3 protein-coding genes and 2 pseudogenes are annotated in these 3523 nt (G+C 53.1%); 2 read left to right on the top strand and 3 right to left on the bottom strand.

The annotated features are described in order from the left end of the window. Positions 1 to 127: 127 nt before the first annotated feature. Together ABJQ89_RS04685 and ABJQ89_RS04680 are read right to left on the bottom strand one after the other, a co-directional pair. Positions 128 to 340, bottom strand: a complete 213-nt coding sequence (locus ABJQ89_RS04685; RefSeq protein WP_348495105.1) for a transposase domain-containing protein — start codon at positions 338 to 340, stop codon at positions 128 to 130. Next, positions 255 to 1334: an IS66 family transposase gene (locus tag ABJQ89_RS04680; protein WP_348495106.1), complete on the bottom strand. Its 1080-nt coding sequence runs from the start codon at positions 1332 to 1334 to the stop codon at positions 255 to 257. The genes ABJQ89_RS04685 and ABJQ89_RS04680 overlap by 86 nt, the downstream gene beginning before the upstream one ends. Here ABJQ89_RS04680 and ABJQ89_RS04675 point away from each other — a divergent pair. Then, positions 1245 to 2231, top strand: a pseudogene (locus ABJQ89_RS04675) (IS21 family transposase); the annotation flags it as partial. The gene ABJQ89_RS04680 and the pseudogene ABJQ89_RS04675 overlap by 90 nt on opposite strands. Continuing rightward, a pseudogene (locus tag ABJQ89_RS04670) lies at positions 2221 to 2628 on the top strand (ATP-binding protein); the annotation flags it as partial. The pseudogenes ABJQ89_RS04675 and ABJQ89_RS04670, both read left to right, overlap by 11 nt. Before the next feature lie 114 nt (positions 2629 to 2742). Here the strand turns inward: ABJQ89_RS04670 and ABJQ89_RS04665 are convergent. Next, positions 2743 to 3523: hypothetical protein (locus ABJQ89_RS04665; RefSeq protein ID WP_348495104.1), on the bottom strand; the 781-nt coding region annotated here is incomplete at its 5' end.

Raw genomic sequence — 3523 nt, 5'->3', positions numbered from 1 at the left:
AGGATACTGAAGTTATTTAACGTATGCGGCGGTTCGCTTCAATCTGCGTCTCTTACCATGTCGAGAATTCCGCGACGAAGGGTGACCGTCTGGTGTGGGTGCTCTGGCATAGGCCAGTGTGTGTCTGTTACGCTGCTTGAGCAGCGTAATGCCATGGCAGTAGTTCGTCGAGACGTGTGATCTTGTGGTCGGCGATTTGGGCAAGTACCCATGTGAGCCAAGCTTGGGGATCGACGTTGTTGAGCTTCGCGGTTTCAATGAGGGAATAAGCGGTGGCGGCGGCTTCGCCGCCCCCCCTTGGAACCCACGAAGAGATAATTCTTCCTGCCCAAAGCCACACAACGAATTGATCTTTCTGCACAATTATTGTCGATCTCCAGGAAACCGTTTTCCAGATATCCACGCATTTTCTTCATGCGGCCAAGGGCGTATCGAATGGCCTTGGCCAGTTCGGATTTGCCGGAAATGCGGTTCAATTGGGCATCAAGCCAAACTTCCAGATCATCAAACACCGGCGCGGCGTCTCTTTGGCGCAGCGCGACCCGTTCTTTCGGGGGCTTTCCGCGCGCCGCCTTTTCGACCCTGTAGAGAAGGGCGATCCGTTTGATCGCTTCTTCAGCAATCTCGAGGCCCTGCGATTGGAATATGTCGACGAACTTGCGGCGAGCATGCGCCATACACGCCATCTCATGGACGTTTTCCTTGCCGAACAGATCGTTGAACCCGGTATAACCGTCCGCGTGGACCCAGCCTTTGAACTGGCCCAGATGGCTCGTGGGATGTTTGCCTTCGCGGTCGGTACTGAACTTGTACCAAGCCGCCGGTGCATCGGCACTGGCCCAAGGACGCTCATCGCGGACATATGTCCAAATGCGGGCGGTCGCGCATTTCTTCTTCGCGTGCATTTTGATGGGCGTGTCATCCGCAAATACTGCCTGACCGGCGCGAACATACCGTCCGATTGCATCCGCCAGCGGCTCCAGCAGTTTTGTCGCTTGGCCGATCCAGCCTCCCAAAGTTGAACGTTCCAGGTCAACGCCTTCGCGGGCGAAGATCTGGCTTTGACGATATAAAGGGCAATGGTCGGCGTATTTGTTCACAAGCACATGGGCCAACAGACCGGCGCCAGGTCGGCCGCGCTCAATGGGGCGTGATGGCAACGCGGCCTGCACGATCTTGTCGCAAGATTTGCAAGTCATCCGAGGGCGGACGATCCGGTTTACAACAAACCGGCCGGGGATATATTCCAGCTCCTCGGTCACATCTTCACCAATGGTCCGCAGATTTACGACAACATGAAGACAGCGGTGGACCGTGTTGGACGGGGCAAGCAACGTGATGTCAACGCACGCTTCCAATCCATGGCCAGCCATTGTGTTTTTGAGCCTGAGTTCTGCAATCCAGCGGCGGGCTGGGAAAAGGGTCAGGTTGAGAAGAACGTCCGGGATGCACGGAACCGGTTGTGGCAGGTCATGCCAGTCTTCAAGGATCTGCGAGAGTTGAACCAGTGGCTTGAAGATCGCTGTATCGCGCTTTGGTCGGAGATAGCGCACCGGGAATTGGCAGGTTCAGTAGCTGATGCTTGGGAAGCTGAGAAGCCTATGTTGATGGTTCTACCACCAGCCTTCGACGGATTTGTCGAGCACAGCAAGCGTGTGTCCCCAACGTGTTTGATAACGTTTGAACGCAACCGGTACAGCGTCCCCGCCAGCTTTGCGAACCGCCCTGTAAGCCTTCGTGTCTATCCAGAACGACTTGTGATCGTCGCAGAGGGGCAAACCGTCTGCACGCTTGATCGGATCATTGATCGATCCCACCGCAAGCCTGGCAAAGTCATCTATGATTGGCGCCATTATCTGGCGGTCATCCAACGCAAACCGGGGGCACTCCGCAATGGCGCGCCATTTACAGAGATACCCGATATATTCCGTCGGCTACAAAACCGCATGCTTCGTAAGGATGGCGGTGACCGAGAAATGGTCGATATCTTGTCCCTCGTTTTACACCACGACGAAGGCGCTGTTCTGCGGGCCGTGGAACTAGCGCTGGAAGCGGGTGTGCCGACCAAGACGCATATTCTGAACCTCCTGCACAGGCTGATCGATCCAAAGCAGGCAGATCATCCAGAGATCGACCCACCAGATGCTCTCGCCTTGGAAACAGCACCAAAGGCAAATGTGGATCGTTATGATGACCTGAGACAGGCAAGGGAGAACCGCAATGCGTCATGATCCTGCAAGGGCTTCCATTATCATCATGCTGCGCAGTCTCAAGCTGCATGGCATGGCGCATGCAGTTGACGATCTGGTTACACAAGGTGTTCCAGCGTTTGAGGTCGCGACCCCGATGTTATCTCAACTGCTCAAGGCGGAAATGGCCGAGCGAGAAGTGCGTTCGATTACCTATCACACCAAAGTTGCGCGCTTCCCATCATACAAGAATCTTACAGGCTTTGACTTTACGTCGAGCGACATCAATGAGGCCACGATCCGACAGCTCCATCGCGGCGAGTTCATAGAGAATGCGGAAAACGTCGTTCTGATCGGTGGGCCCGGCACCGGCAAAAGCCATGTTGCCACAGCTATCGGCGTACAGGCCATTGAGCATCACAGACGCAAAGTGCGCTTCTAACCTCCGGACAAACAGGGCTTTCGCCGTCATTGTATACAGGTCCGCTTTTAAGACAAAAGCCGAACTTGGTCGCGTCTGCGCCGATGGTTCATATCGGTGTCGTAACAAGTATTAGAAGGCGGCTAACTCATCTCTAGTGGATATCATCATTTCCAACGTGCGCTTCGTAAGATCAATGAGTTCAGGATCGTTCCAGCCCTTCTGCTCAAAAACGTTGAGCATTCTTGAAAGCCTGTCAATTGTCTCTTCAAATTTTCTCTGGTCACCACCACGAAACTCACCTTCAAAAACCTTCACATATCCGGCCCAACTAGCTGCAGCCATTACAGTTGCACGGAGGAGTCTGTTGGATCTCGAAAAGCTCTCAAATGCACGCCACCCCAAATCAAAAACCTTGATTTTACTTGATCTTGTAGTGTTCAATATTTCCGAATTTCTTAGAGCAATTGCAAAGCACTGGTTGCGAAGCGTTACAATTTCAGGCGATGCAAAGGGGGTTGTCTTTTTCCCTACGAAGGCTTGATTAAGTTCCTTACCAGTCCTCATCAACAGATCAATGGCTGATTGTTGGTCTCCCGAGGAGATCAGAATGGATGCTTGTTCTAAACCTGCATTTCCCATCCGAGCGAAATACTTCGTAGATTTTGTTTCTGATATGCCAATTCTTGCAATATCAATCACGCCCTGCCAATCACAGCCTTCTTCGTGTGCTTCGATCCAAAGCTCAAAGAGTTCAGGTCGCTGGCAATCTTCTTCGTAAGCCTTGCGAAAGCGGCGGGCGGCTTCGCTCCATTGGCAGGGTTCAACCCTCAGAAACGCACGTCCAGCGATGCAATGGAGATCTCCAGTAAATGCCTCTGAAGACTGCATAGCTTCTTGGTTCAGGATGAAC

The organism is Planktotalea sp. (assembly GCF_039984035.1).
Taxonomy (GTDB): Bacteria; Pseudomonadota; Alphaproteobacteria; order Rhodobacterales; family Rhodobacteraceae; genus Planktotalea.
The sequence above is the reverse complement of the archived record's forward strand: the minus strand, read 5'-3'. Positions and strand labels throughout refer to the sequence as shown.